Consider the following 13,978-nt stretch of genomic DNA (forward strand, 5'->3'; position numbering starts at 1 on the left):
CATCTTACTATGCTCTAGCAAAATAAGCAAAAAAGGGGAGAACAGCCTCTTGCAACGACTGATCATCGCTTGATCTGTTCCTTTTTTACTGGGCAGGCTGTTTGACAGTCATCACAATTCTTTCCGGATTTTAAACGAGTATAGACAATCGCTCCTGCACTTCCAAAGATTAATACACTTAATAAGAATGTCGCCATCCTATTCCTCTCCTTCTAATGACAATATAGTATAAAACTGGTTCTTGGATTTTGGCTGGCGGAACAAAACATAAACGAGTCCTATCATCAGTAAAATAGCAAGATACGTCCCTGATGCTACCTGTCCACCCTCCAATAAGTGTCCCAACTGATAGATCACAAAACTAACTAAATAAGCTAAACCGCATTGATAGCCTATGGCGATCCAAGTCCATTTCTTGGCATTCATTTCCCGATGGATAGCCCCAATTGCCGCAAAACAAGGCGCACAAAGTAAATTGAAGGCTAACAATGAATAAGCTGCTGCGGGAGTATATGTGTGTTGTAGCACTTGCCAGATTTCTCTACCATTTTCGGATACTTCCGCATGTCCAAACAAAATACCAAATGTGCTAATAATATTTTCTTTAGCAACTAATCCTGTAATCGCTGCGACAGTTCCTTGCCAATTCCCCCAACCAAGCGGCTGAAAAACAACAGCCAGGATTCGTCCGAAAAAGGCTAGGATACTTTGGTCTTCAGGAACAGGTTGAGCATAAAAATTATAAGAAGAGCTAAACCAGATCACGATACTAGAAACAAAGATAATCGTTCCTGCTTTTTTAACAAAAGACTTGCTGCGGTCATAGGTTTGTCTTAGGATCGTTGACCATTGAGGAAAATGATATGTGGGTAATTCCATGATAAACGGAGCTGTTTCTCCAGCAAACAAACGCGTTTTTTTCAAGCTGATTCCAGAGAAAATAATTGCAGTCATCCCAAGAAAATAGGCAGAAGGGGCTACCCAAGATTGGTGAGGAAAAAAGGCCCCTGCTACTAAGGCAATAATCGGCAACTTTGCAGAACAAGGCATGAATGTCGTGACCATGATCGTCAAACGACGATCTTGCTCGTTTTCAATCGTGCGAGTAGCCATGACCCCTGGTACGCCACATCCCGTGGCAATCAGCATAGGAATAAAGGATTTTCCTGAAAGCCCGAATTTCCGGAAAAGTCGATCCATGACAAAAGCGATCCTCGCCATATATCCGCAGTCTTCTAGAAAGCTCAAGCATAAAAACAATACGATCAATTGCGGTAAAAATCCTAATACTGCTCCCACGCCTGCGATGATGCCGTTCAAGATCAGCTCCTGCATCCATTCCGCTACTTGCCATTCAGCTAACAGTCTGCCAACATGTTCTGGTAGCCACGTTCCAAACAATGTATCATTGATCCAATCTGTCCCCATTGTTCCTACAGTTTGAATAGACAAGTAATAAATCAGCCACATCACAAATGCAAAGATTGGCAAGGCTAACCAACGATTCGTTGCAATCTGATCGATTTTGTCACTCATCGATAATTGGAAAGAATCATTTGACACGACAGATAGTGCACATAATTGGGTAATAAATTCATAACGTTCATTGACTAGAATCGTTTCACTATCGTCATCCAATAGTTTCTCTGTCAACTGGATCAGTTGTTCGATTTCTTTTTGCTGAGAATTTGTTATCTCATCATCCTCATTCACCTTCTGATCTCTTTCAAAATATTTCATTGCATACCAGCGTTTCTTGCTACTTTTTTCTCCTAGTACATCTTCAATTTCATGTAAAGCTGCTTCTAAACGCGGATCGTATGTACAGGGAACAGGAATAGAAAGCCGTTTTTTTGCAGCCTCCTGAATCTTTTCGATTAATTTTTCGATTCCTTGCTTTTTCAATACGCTGATTGGTAAAACTGGTACACCAAGACCATAGGAAAGCTTTTCTAGGTTGATTTTTTTTCCTTCTTTTTTGATGATATCCATCATATTCAGACCAATGATCATAGGAATGCCTAAATCCAATAACTGCGTAGTTAAATATAGATTCCGCTCTAAATTGGTAGCATCAATAATGTTGATGATCAGTTCAGGCTGTTCATGAACCAAATAATCTCTTGCAATCACTTCTTCGGGTGTATAAGGAGACAAAGAATAGATGCCAGGTAGGTCTTGAATATGAATGTTCGGATTTTTTTTCAACGATCCTTCTTTTTTTTCTACTGTTACGCCCGGCCAATTCCCTACATATTGATTCGAACCAGTCAAAAGATTGAACAAGCTCGTTTTTCCGCTGTTTGGATTTCCGACTAACGCGATATTCATTCGTTTTCCTCCCTTTGTACCAAGACTAATTCAGCCTCTGACTTTCGTAACGTCAATTCATATCCTCGCACTGTCAGTTCGATTGGATCTCCTAGAGGGGCTAGTTTTCGGATGACTATTTTTACATTTCGCGTCAATCCCATATCCATCAACCGCCGCTTCACTGCGCCTTGTCCGTGGATGGCTACGACGATCCCAGTCTCTCCTGCTTTTAATTGATCAAGAGAGGTCCAGCTTTCAGAGGAAGCAATATTTTTATTGACAAAGATCTGACTTAGTATTTCCCGACTTACTGCCACTCGATGACTTTTTACCAGTAAAATGGCATTGTTGCCTGATAAATTGACGACGACGATTTTACTTCCGGCAACGACCCCAATATTTTGCAAATGGCGTTTTGTTTTTTCTTCTGTTTCGATTCGTTCGACTTGATAAACGAAGTTTTGCTTTGCCTGAGCTAAGGTCTGCATATTGATTCCTCTCTTGTGAAATAAATCATGTATTGAAATCATTCATTCTATGTTCTAGTTTTCTCACGTATTACGCAAATAAATGAGAATCATTCTCACATAGAATACTCTCGGTAATTGAGAATGTCAATTACACTTGTGATATTATGAGCGATTCTTTATTATTGATAGATAAAAATGAGAAAAAAATATTTCTTCATAGTTTTCCACAATTTTTTCTCTATTAGATTTGCTATTTTCCCACACGATACTTGTTTTCAGCTCTTTTTTCAAAAACACAAAACTTAGTATTCCACAGTTTCCACAACACAATATGTAGTGTTTGTTGTTTGACTTTTTTACTAAGAGTTTTATACTATCTATTATAGATAATAAGAATGTGTTTAGAGGAGGCACTCATCATGAACGTAAAAATCTTTTCTAAAAATAATTGCATGCAATGCAAGATGGTCAAACGTTTTTTAACAGAAAATCAAATTGCTTTTGAAGAAGTCAATATCGATGAACAACCGGAAGCAGTAGACTGGTTGAAAGCACAAGGATTCCAAAGTGTTCCTGTCATTACTTCCGATGCAGAAACAGTTATCGGATTCCGTCCTGATCAGTTGCGTAAACTTGCCAGCTAACATGACTAAAAGAATCAAAACAAGATACATGGATTTGAAGGGCTTGAGACAGCACCAGTTTTTGTCGCAAACTTCCAAATCCTTTTTTAAAGCTTAAAAACAATGCAATGATTTGCAATCAAGCATCATCAAATACGAAATGAAGGTTGGGCGTACGTATGAGTCTTAAAAATTTACAAGATGTCAGTTATTTCAAGCTGAATAATGAAATCAATCGACCAGTCAATGGTCAAATCCCTTTGAATAAGGATAAAGAAGCTTTGGCTGCCTTTTTTGAAGAAAATGTCAAACCAAATACGATGACTTTTCCATCTATTATGGAAAAAATCAATTACTTGATCGAACAAGAATATATAGAAGCAGAATTCATCCAATTATATTCACCATCATTTATTGAAAAGCTATATCAATTTTTGGACGAACAACATTTTTCTTTCAAATCTTTTATGGCTGCTTACAAATTTTATTCTCAATATGCGTTGAAAACCAACGACGGTTCCGCTTATCTGGAAACTTATGAAGATCGAGTAGCCTTCAATGCGCTTTACTTTGCGAACGGGGATGAAGAATTAGCACTTGCTCTTGCAGATGAAATGATCCATCAACGTTATCAGCCAGCTACACCTTCTTTCTTGAATGCTGGACGTAAACGTCGGGGCGAATTGGTGTCTTGTTTCTTGACTCAAGTCACTGACGATATGAACTCTATCGGGCGCTCAATCAACTCTGCTTTGCAATTGTCCCGTATTGGTGGCGGCGTAGGGATTACTTTATCAAATCTTCGTGAAGCCGGCGCTCCTATCAAAGGATACGAGGGTGCTGCGAGTGGTGTCGTTCCAGTCATGAAATTATTCGAAGATAGTTTCAGCTATTCTAATCAATTAGGTCAGCGTCAAGGAGCTGGTGTGGTTTATTTGAATGTGTTCCATCCAGACATTATTGCTTTCCTTTCAGCAAAAAAAGAAAATGCAGATGAAAAGATTCGCGTAAAAACTCTTTCTCTTGGTGTGATCGTACCTGATAAATTTTATGAATTGACACGTAAAAACGAAGATATGTATTTATTTAGTCCATATAGTGTCGAAAAAGAATATGGTGTTCCATTCTCTTATGTAGATATTACAGCTGAGTATGATCGTCTAGTTGCAAATCCAAACATTCGCAAACAAAAAATCAAAGCGCGTGATCTTGAAAATGAAATCTCAAAATTACAACAAGAATCTGGCTATCCTTACGTAATCAATATTGATACAGCGAACCGCGAGAATCCAATCGACGGCAAGATTATCATGAGTAATTTATGTTCAGAGATTTTACAAGTTCAAACGCCTTCTGTGATCAACGGCAAACAGGAGTATGAAGTATTAGGAACAGATATCTCATGTAACTTAGGTTCGACAAATATCGTGAATTTGATGCAAAGCCCTAACTTTGGTCAATCTGTGCGTACGATGACTCGTGCATTGACATTTATTACAGATGCATCTGATATCGATGTCGTACCACCGATCCAAAACGGAAATAAGCTGAATCATACGATTGGATTAGGTGCCATGGGCTTACACACTTATCTTGCAAAAGAACAAATGGAATATGGCTCAGAGGATTCATTAGACTTTACAAATATTTATTTCATGCTGTTGAATTATTGGACACTTGTTGAAAGCAACAATATCGCTCGTGAAAGAAAACAAGTTTTCCATAATTTTGAAAAATCAGCTTATGCTGATGGCACTTATTTCGAAAAATACGTAACTGGAGAATTCCAGCCAAAATCAGAAAAAGTCAAAGCATTGTTTGAAGGGATTTTTATTCCAACTGCTGAAGATTGGAATACCTTGAAACAAGCAGTAATGAAAGATGGGCTATATCACCAAAATCGCTTGGCAGTAGCACCAAATGGCTCAATTTCATATATCAATGATACGAGTGCAAGCATTCATCCTATCACTCGCATGATCGAAGAACGCCAAGAGAAGAAAATCGGTAAAATTTATTACCCAGCGCCTTATTTATCCAATGAGACGATTCCATATTACACTTCTGCTTATGATATGGACATGCGTAAAGTAATCGATGTTTATGCAACGGCACAACAACACGTCGATCAAGGCATGAGTTTGACTTTATTCATGCGTTCTGAAATCCCAGAAGGTATTTATGAATGGAAGACAACAACGAAGCAAACGACACGTGATTTGAATATTTTAAGACATTACGCTTTCCATAAAGGAATCAAATCCATTTATTATGTACGTACCTTTACTGATGATGCAGAAGAAATCGGAAGCAATCAATGTGAAAGCTGCGTAATCTAATATCATAGATAGATTCGCTTATTCATATTTTAATTAAAGGAGCATTCTCATGTCAGAAACATATTATGAAGCAATAAACTGGAATGAAATTGAAGATATCATTGATAAATCCACTTGGGAGAAGCTGACAGAGCAATTTTGGCTAGATACACGTATCCCACTTTCAAATGACCTAGATGATTGGCGCACATTGTCTCAATTGGAAAAAGATACAGTAGGACATGTATTCGGCGGTTTGACACTGCTGGATACTGTCCAATCTGAAAGCGGTATGGATCAGTTGCGTAAAGATGTCCGTACTCCCCATGAAGAAGCCGTTTTGAACAATATCCAATTCATGGAATCCGTCCATGCCAAAAGTTATTCTTCTATTTTTAGTACACTGAACACGAAAAAAGAAATCGAAGAAATTTTTGACTGGACGAATACGAATCCTTATCTGCAAAAAAAAGCTGAGCGTATTAATGAAATCTACAAACACGGTACACCGCTAGAAAAGAAAATTGCCAGCGTCTTTTAGAAACATTCTTGTTCTATTCAGGTTTTTATACTCCTCTTTATTATTTAGGAAACAACAAATTGGCAAACGTAGCAGAGATCATCAAACTGATCATCCGAGATGAATCGGTACATGGAACCTATATCGGTTACAAATTCCAATTAGGTTTCAACGAATTACCTGAAGCAGAACAAGAAACGTTGAAAGACTGGATGTACAATCTTCTTTATGAGCTTTATGAAAACGAAGAACGTTATACAGAAGAATTATACGATCCAATCGGTTGGACAGAAGAAGTCAAAACATTCCTACGCTATAATGCCAACAAAGCATTGATGAACCTAGGGATGGACCCACTCTTCCCAGATACTGCCAATGATGTCAACCCAATCGTAATGAACGGGATTTCAACAGGCACAAGCAACCATGACTTCTTCTCACAAGTCGGAAACGGCTATTTGTTAGGTCATGTAGAAGCGATGAAAGATGACGATTATTTGATTGGATTGGAATAAGGATAAAAAATTACGCACAAGAATATTCTATTCTTGTGCGCTTTTTTTATTCCACGACAATTTGTTTTTGTGTATCCGATGTTTGCGAAAAATCAATAGTAAAGCGACCCATCTGCTCATCATAGGTAATTCCTTCACTCATGCTTTGAATAGCTTCAAAATCATTTGGTAATTCAATCGTTATTTTCGTCTTTGTATGAGCAAGATCAGCAAACGTATAACTTTTTTCTTGTTCGTTTATTTTCTTTAATACAGAAAGTGGTTTATCTGTTTTTAATCCATCTAATTCTCCACCAGTATTATCCCAAAAATTGATACCCAAATAACCGGATTCTTTTACTTTTACTGCTTGAATTTTTGGAGTATTTTGAAGAATAGTAACTGGTTCTTTTTCTGCATATTCTTTTAAACCTTTTTCGTTCACTCCGGGTAATGTCACATATGCATAAGCTTCATTGATTGGATGTTTTCCATGATTGATCAAAAACTTCCGATAACTTCCATGATAAACTTCATCACTAGGAAATGATTCGTTGATTTCCCTATAATTACCTTGCCGTGCTTCACTTATCACTTTTACTGTTTCTTTCTCAGGAAAATAATAACCGATCGATGTTTCTGGTTGACTTGATTGTAACAATAACCATTCTTTTTCACTTTGTTCGGTTGGCTGGGTAATTTCTCCTGTTTCTGTTACAACTTTATAAGTAAACTGATCGTTTAATAAACGATTATCTATAATCGTTTCAATAGACGCATTTGTGTTACCGGTAATTCCCGAACCAAGCGCAATCAATTGATCGTCAAGCACAAACCACGATTTTTTCCCTTTGACATCCATTGGCAAAACTGTCCCATTATTCTTTGTTCCAGTTTTATTTAGAGCCATACCTACCACTGCCTGACCTTCATTTGATACACCGCCAACGGCTTTCTCATTTGATCGCACAGTCGTAAAAGAAGAGATTTCATCTTTTAAAGGGACTGTATCGACCGTTGTTCCTGGCAATCGATAAGGATCGACAGTCGGCCAATAGCTCTTACCGAATTGTACATCATCCTCATTATATAAGTAGACCATCCCATCCGATGTATGCCAACCACGTTTGTTTTCTTTATTTCCTGCTTCAAAAGAAGAGATACGGTTCGAATACATACTGATTCCTACCATATACTTACTGGTACGCTGAACAAAACGATCCATTTTATGATACATTTTTGTCCCTACGAATGGTAAATCCTTCCCTAAAATCGTCTGGTCTTCTAATAAGGATAGTGTCATGACCAGATCATTATAATCTCTTACATTCGTTATATAATACGAAGGGTTCAATTGCATCCAATATTTAACTGCTTCTTTTAGTTCCTTTTGCTTATCTTCTGGTGCAAATTTTGAAACAATCAATAAATTATACATCGTTGAAGACCCGTATCCTACCTTCGTCTTTGAAGGCGCACGCGAAATAGCGCGTCCATTCACCATGGGAAGCATTTCACCTTGGTAAATCAAAGGAATAAAGGCCTTCTCTACATTTTCTACGAAAGCGTGAATGTCATCAGAAGCTGCTGCATAAGAAGTCCCATCCACAATCGTAAAAATCTGTCCGACTCCTTTGATTAGTACATTCCCGTAAGAACCTGTATAAGGAATATCATTATGCTGGATAAAGGAACCATCTGCGTAAAACCCATCTCCACTTGTCACGAGTTGAAAAACATCTTTGATCCCATTCACTGCTTGATGGATTTTTGTGGCATCTTTTTGTAAAATACCTACTCCTAAAACAGTCAATGATAAGTCTGTTCGATTGGCACCAGTCGTTGAAAAGTTAGGGATAAATGCAAGGTCTACAAATGAATCTTGTGGTTTAGTATATAATTGCTGGAATGGATCAGGTACATATTGATTTAAAATAGCTGTATATTGTTGGATTTTTTCACTGGATAGCTCTTGGTGCAACAGTAGAAGGATATTCACAAATTTTTGTGGGATACCAATTTGCCAATCCCACCAATTTCCATAATACTTTTTCCCATCATATCCTTTTTTGGTAATCATAAAATCGATTCCCTCTTTAATTGCTGCAGCAACCTCTGGCTGTTGATAAAGTGTTGTCCCTTTTGTCTTATAGGCATAAGTAAGTTTCTGGAGTTTCGTAAATTGTGTCGTCAAATCTGCTGAAGAAGTATTTCCCGATTCAAGTGGCCATAGATAGGTCCGGTCAGGTGATTGATCCAATGTTTGATATAAATTTTCCTCTTCTTTTGATAACGCTTCTATATATGCTCTTAATGACTCATTTTCCGGACTTTCTTTTTCAAAGACAAGTTGACTTTTCCATCGTTCTTCCATCTTTTGAAATTCATCTTCCTCGGCAAAGGTTGATATACTCATTCCAAATAAACTAATTAAACTAAGCATACTCATCAAAAGAATCCTTCTACCCAAACCTTTTTTCTCCTTCTCCATCTTTGCTCCCTCTTTCTCATCAGATTGTATGAATATACAGAGGCTAAAATCACATTTATCTTAGTGAATGAGAAAACCGCTTAACCTCTACTTTTTGGACAAATATGTGAACGGACGTATCTCACTTTTCCTTTTTTAAGCTAAAATACCAAACGCACTTAATGCAATGGAAAGAATCAAAATGATCCAGATTACTCGTGTGGAATTCAATTTCTTTTGTCCCAACATCCAATAAGTTAATAAAACAAGTAACACCGGAACAAGAGAGGGTAAAATAGCGTCTAATGTATCTTGAATAACTAATTCCACACCATCTTTTTTATAAACAAATGGGATCGTTGCCTTTACCACGGAAGGAATCAAAGCACCAATTACCGTGACACCTAAAACTGTTGCGGCATTAGTGAATGCAGATAATTTGTTTTTCAAAGTTGTGACAAGTTTGACTCCTTGTTTGTATCCTAATGGTAATAACGCAGCCCGTCCAAATAACAAAACGATATTCGCGATGACCCAAATCACACATCCAACAATTGAGCCACTTTGAGCTAATGTTCCTGCAATCGATCCAAAAATCGTTCCCCAAATCACATGGAACAATGAATCACCTACGCCAGCAAGAGAACCCATTAAAGCTGTTTTTAAGGCAATGATTGTGTCTTTTGCTTTGTAACCATCTTCTTCTTCGATTGCCACATCAATCCCCATGATCAAATTTCCGAAAATCGCGTTGGTATTGAAGAATTGATTATGTGTACGCATCATATCTTGTAAGTGTGATTCGTCATTACCATAGAATTTTTTCAATACTGGTAATATCCCATATAAATAGCCAGAACTCATCATTCGTTCATAGTTCCAGTTCAGCTGACTTCCTAAAATATAGCGCCAACTAATCGCATTCAGCTCTTGTTTTGTTAATTTCTGGTTATTCATCCCCATCATATCCTCCTTCAAATGTTCCATTATTTGTGGCTGTCACTGTCGGATGTTCTGCTTTTTCACTATCTTTTTTAAATACAATAATTGCAGCAATCACACCGACGATTGAGACACCAAGCATTGGCACTTGTAAATAAGCGGCTAAAAAGAAACCCAATAGTAAATAAGGAATATATTGTTTTGTTGGAAGGTAATGCAACAAGATTCCCACACCCACGACTGGTAACACCCCACCAGCAGTTTTTAGTCCATTCATCAACCATTCTGGTGTATTTTCTGTGATCGTTGAAACAGCAGCATCACCGACTAAAAGCATCAATAAAATCGGAATGGCTCGTGATAATCCCCAAAGAAAAGAGCCAGATAAGACTAATCGCGGTATACGATTGATTTTCATATCATCAATTGCTCTATCTACACGATGCAAGAGATAAACATTACAAAAGCGAGCGACTACATCAAGTTGCAACATCAATAAAGATACTGGAACAGCCAATCCTATACCATACTCTGCACCTTTCCCAGAGATAACCGCAAATACTGTTCCCAAGACGGCTCCTGTGAAATAATCAGGAACTGATGCCCCACCGAAAGCCGCAATCCCTAGTCTCATTAGTTGCAATGTACCTCCAACCATCAATCCTGTTTTTAAGTCTCCCATAATCATTCCTGAAATCATACCTGCGATGGCTGGTTGTGTTAATGTATTTGAAATAAGCGAATCATTGATTGCAATAAAAGCATAAACCGTAATAAGAATAATTTGATACGCTGCTAAGTGCATACTTTCTTCCTCCTCATTTTTATTTAATTTCTCAGTTTATCCATGAAGTCAACAACTGGATCATTTGGTACCAATTGAGCGGTTACATTTATATCCATTGCTGCAATTGATTCGAACACATCAATTTCTTCTTCTAATACTTTGATACTTTTTGTTATGTCTTTTGATCCCTCTTTATAACTCATATTTCCAACATTTACGTGTGTTAGCTTTCCTCCGGCTTTCAAATAACGTAAGACATCTGTTGGATTTTTGAATACTAGGAATAGACGCTGTTTTCCATACTTTCCTGAACGTATATTTTTCGCAGCAGATTCAACCGGCAAAACTGAAAGTCTCATCGATGTAGGCGCTGCCATTCTTAAGGAAGATTTTTGTAACGAATCTGCTGCTGCTTCATCGTTGATTACAATGATACGCTGTGTGTGCAAACTGGGCGCCCAGATGCCCGCAACTTGTCCATGGATCAAACGCTCGTCTATCCTGACATTCACGATATTTTCTTTTCCTTTATATGCCTCATACAATTGGCTATTATCCTTTGGTAGGCTTGGTTCTTTTTCGATTTCTGTTTGTTTCATTTTTTGCTTCACATCAACAATGCCAGTTGTTGCTGCTTGGATCAATTCTTTTACCGTAGCAGTTGAATTCAACGTTGCTTCTATGACTAATGGTAAAGACATCCCTGCAATAATTTCTACATTTTCTGATTCTAGATAGTTACTTAATGCTACATTACATGGCGTACCACCTAAAAGATCTGCAATAATCAAGGATGAGCCGTTAAGGGCTTTCATTTTTTTTAATAATTCTTCTTCGAATTGCCGATTGTCCCCATCAGGCGTCAACGCAACGACATGAACATGATCTTGCTTTCCGACGATCATTTCTAAACTTGCCTTGACGCCTTCAGCCATACTGCCATGACTAATCAATATAATATTCTGCATCAATTTTCCTCCCCAAAAATAAAATCCTACTTAACATATTATCTTTTGTACAAGCACACTATAACATAGTTTATCTCATTCGTAAACCTAACATCTTAACATATTATGTTTTTTTATTTCTGTACAATTATCTAAAAAGTATCAGCATACAAAAAGGTGAGAGGCAAAAGTAACTCTTAAACTTTTGCCTCTCACCTTTTTAACTATTTCCTTATTCTATACTTTTTCCAGTTGTTTCCTCATAGTCTCTTTTCATGATGGCCCATGATTTCTCAATGTCTTCGTCTAAACCAAATAATCCACTACGGCCGATGATATAGATATCTGGTCCGGCATGATCAATTCGCTTAAATGATTTTCGATTCGAAGATCCGTCCATTTCAATCAAATAATGATATCCCTTTTCTTGACGAAGTTTTCTTAAATCAACGATTTTATCTAATGTGCTTTCGATGAAGCGCTGTCCAGCAAAACCGGGATCGACTGTCATGATAGTGATTTTATCCACTAAATCAATATAAGGGAAAATAGTTTCAATAGGTGTTTCAGGATTTAATACGACTCCTGCTTTTAGTCCTGCAGCATGGATCTGATCAATCAATCGAAAGGCTAGCCCATCTAAACATTCGACATGCATACAAATCCATTCGCATTTTTGTGAAATCAATTGATTCACCCAAAAACTTTGGTCTGTGACCATTAAATGGGCAGACATTGGTAAATGACTGATTTTTCGCACTTCCTCAATGAACCATGGAGACAATGTCAGATTAGGTACATAATGGCCATCCATGATATCGATATGATAAGAATCGACATGCTGATTCAAAAACTCAATTTGTTCCTTAAATTTATCCAGATCCATCGTCATTAAAGATGGTGAGAACAAAACTTTACTCATATATAAGACTCCTTTATTTAAAAATCAATGATTGAATCCCCGACTAAATGAAGGACTTAGAAAATCTGAATGTCTCCCAAGTCAATATCTTCTTCTTCCTTTTCCACTACGGATTCGACTTCTTTTCCCACATCTTTTTTAATAATTGCCAAAACAACGGCTGTCACAAGAACATTCACTAAGATTGCTATCACGCCTGCCCAAGGTCTGGACATCGTCGGAATCATCAATACACCGCCAAAGGGTACTGTTGCATCGGCGCCTAGGATCATTGTCGTTGCACCACCAGCAAATCCGCCAATAGCCGTAGCAACCACACCTCGGACGATATCATTCATCACTAGTGGGATCACACCTTCGACAATATTGATCACACCCATTGGAACAGCTGATTTCAATGTTTCGACTTCCACTTTTGTATAGATGTTTTTCCGAAATATTTTTGCGACAAAGTAAGCTAATCCAAACCCGATAGGCGTCGCCGTATTCACCAATTGGAGGGCTGTAATTGGCCCATTGATTCCTTCTGCTTGCATTGTGAGAACAAAAGCAAAAACCGTTTTGTTAATTGGTCCACCATAATCAACGCCACTTAGTAAGCCGATCACACCGCCAAAAATCAACAAGGACGAATTACCTAATCCTTCTAAGAAATTCGTAAGAATAGACGTAAACAAGGCAACAGGAGTTCCAATGATATAGACCATGATTAACCCACCTAGGATAGAAGCAACAAAGGGAATAATCAATGTTGGCATCAGTCCTTTTGCCCAATTTGGGACTTTCACATGGTTTAAAATAGCTAACACGAGAAATCCAGAAAGATAGCCACCTAATATCCCTCCAATAAAACCAGCCCCAATAGCATTCGCTGTCAATCCGATGATGAACCCTGGAGCAATCCCTGGTTTTGCTGCAATAGAATAAGAAATCCCCGTTGCAATGACTACAGGAAGTAACCCTAAACCAGCGCCTCCCATTGTTGCTAAAGCATCAAAAAAAGAAAATTCACCTTGTACCAGTGTTCCTTGACTTGTCCCACCGAACGCCATCCCGATAGCAATCAAGAATCCTGCTCCACAAACGATTGGAATCAAATAAGAAATCGCTGTCAATAAATGTCCCTTTAAATTTAACTTTTTTATCTTTTCCATCTTTTTTCCCTCCTTATG

At 37.8% G+C, this 13,978-nt stretch carries 11 protein-coding genes and 1 pseudogene; 3 read left to right on the forward strand and 9 right to left on the reverse strand.

Annotated elements, in window-relative coordinates:
• Window positions 1-62: 62 nt before the first annotated feature.
• From FTX43_RS02645 to FTX43_RS02655, 3 genes are read right to left on the reverse strand one after another with little or no spacing between them, the layout of a single operon-like run.
• Window positions 63-197, reverse strand: coding sequence for a hypothetical protein (locus tag FTX43_RS02645; RefSeq protein ID WP_002290587.1), 135 nt, complete (start codon window positions 195-197; stop codon window positions 63-65).
• A gap of 1 nt (window position 198) precedes the next feature.
• Complete coding sequence (gene feoB / locus FTX43_RS02650) at window positions 199-2,331, reverse strand: ferrous iron transport protein B (protein ID WP_147606712.1); 2,133 nt, start codon at window positions 2,329-2,331, stop codon at window positions 199-201.
• Entirely contained in the window at window positions 2,328-2,801 is a 474-nt protein-coding gene (locus FTX43_RS02655; RefSeq protein ID WP_080491753.1) for a ferrous iron transport protein A, read from the reverse strand. Before FTX43_RS02655 ends, feoB begins: the two co-directional genes overlap by 4 nt.
• Before the next feature lie 401 nt (window positions 2,802-3,202).
• Here FTX43_RS02655 and nrdH point away from each other — a divergent pair, with 401 nt between their 5' ends.
• The 3 genes and pseudogenes from nrdH (at window position 3,203) to nrdF (ending at window position 6,759) form a co-directional block, all read left to right on the forward strand.
• The gene (gene nrdH, locus FTX43_RS02660; RefSeq protein ID WP_002287795.1) at window positions 3,203-3,427 is read left to right on the forward strand and encodes a glutaredoxin-like protein NrdH; all 225 of its coding nucleotides are present in this window, start codon (window positions 3,203-3,205) and stop codon (window positions 3,425-3,427) included.
• Between the two features lie 158 nt (window positions 3,428-3,585).
• Window positions 3,586-5,745 carry a class 1b ribonucleoside-diphosphate reductase subunit alpha gene (gene nrdE, locus FTX43_RS02665; RefSeq protein ID WP_002310024.1) on the forward strand — a complete coding sequence of 720 codons (2,160 nt, stop codon included), beginning with the start codon at window positions 3,586-3,588 and terminating at the stop codon, window positions 5,743-5,745.
• Between the two features lie 49 nt (window positions 5,746-5,794).
• A pseudogene (gene nrdF / locus FTX43_RS02670) lies at window positions 5,795-6,759 on the forward strand (class 1b ribonucleoside-diphosphate reductase subunit beta).
• Between the two features lie 46 nt (window positions 6,760-6,805).
• On the opposite strand, the gene FTX43_RS02675 reads toward nrdF, so the two are convergent.
• The 6 genes from FTX43_RS02675 to FTX43_RS02700 form a co-directional block, all read right to left on the reverse strand.
• Window positions 6,806-9,229, reverse strand: coding sequence for a polysaccharide lyase 8 family protein (locus FTX43_RS02675; protein ID WP_147606714.1), 2,424 nt, complete (start codon window positions 9,227-9,229; stop codon window positions 6,806-6,808).
• Between the two features lie 135 nt (window positions 9,230-9,364).
• Window positions 9,365-10,171, reverse strand: a complete 807-nt coding sequence (locus FTX43_RS02680) for a PTS system mannose/fructose/sorbose family transporter subunit IID (protein WP_002320364.1) — start codon at window positions 10,169-10,171, stop codon at window positions 9,365-9,367.
• Window positions 10,158-10,955: a PTS sugar transporter subunit IIC gene (locus FTX43_RS02685; protein ID WP_002348299.1), complete on the reverse strand. Its 798-nt coding sequence runs from the start codon at window positions 10,953-10,955 to the stop codon at window positions 10,158-10,160. The genes FTX43_RS02680 and FTX43_RS02685 overlap by 14 nt, the downstream gene beginning before the upstream one ends.
• Window positions 10,956-10,978: 23 nt before the next feature.
• Entirely contained in the window at window positions 10,979-11,905 is a 927-nt protein-coding gene (locus tag FTX43_RS02690) for a PTS mannose/fructose/sorbose transporter subunit IIAB (RefSeq protein ID WP_002316822.1), read from the reverse strand.
• Between the two features lie 211 nt (window positions 11,906-12,116).
• Window positions 12,117-12,806, reverse strand: a complete 690-nt coding sequence (gene alsE / locus FTX43_RS02695; protein ID WP_002314126.1) for a D-allulose 6-phosphate 3-epimerase — start codon at window positions 12,804-12,806, stop codon at window positions 12,117-12,119.
• 56 nt (window positions 12,807-12,862) lie between these two features.
• Window positions 12,863-13,960 carry a PTS fructose transporter subunit IIC gene (locus FTX43_RS02700; RefSeq protein ID WP_002310017.1) on the reverse strand — a complete coding sequence of 366 codons (1,098 nt, stop codon included), beginning with the start codon at window positions 13,958-13,960 and terminating at the stop codon, window positions 12,863-12,865.
• Between the last annotated feature and the right edge of the window lie 18 nt (window positions 13,961-13,978).

Source organism: Enterococcus sp. DA9 (assembly GCF_008000875.1).
Taxonomy (GTDB): domain Bacteria; phylum Bacillota; class Bacilli; order Lactobacillales; family Enterococcaceae; genus Enterococcus_B; species Enterococcus_B lactis.